At 61.7% G+C, this 358-nt stretch carries 1 protein-coding gene; it reads right to left on the bottom strand.

Annotation, left to right across the window (positions count from 1 at the left end):
• Positions 1-89 precede the first annotated feature (89 nt).
• The coding region (locus tag AC1DJR_RS34160; protein WP_477004686.1) for an aa3-type cytochrome c oxidase subunit IV at positions 90-358 on the bottom strand (269 nt) is incomplete at its 5' end.

Raw genomic sequence — 358 nt, 5'->3', positions numbered from 1 at the left:
AGCTTGGGCTGCTCTTTAGGGGAGGTTCTTGCCCCTTGTCGAGGGATTCCCTCGCGTCGGGCGCAAAATCTTGCCGATGTCTACCGGTGTCAGTGGCCCGGGGCAGCTTTTTCCCGAAGGAACACAATGCCCAGGGCGGTCATCACCACGGCGGTGATCGCCGCACCGACGAAGCCGGCCGGGGTGCAGAACAGCAGGGTGAAGAAGGTGACGAGCACGGCGACGGCGAGCGAGCCCCACTTGGTCATCTTGCCGAACGCGTCATAGGTCGCGACCTGCTCGTGGATGTCCATTTCACCGCGGTGGTAGTCGCCGGCCATGTGGTTTCGTCCCTGTGGAAAATTTATTGGCGTATCGC

This window comes from Bacillus sp. 05T31 (genome assembly GCF_056396725.1).
This window is presented reverse-complemented; position numbering and strand designations above follow the sequence as displayed.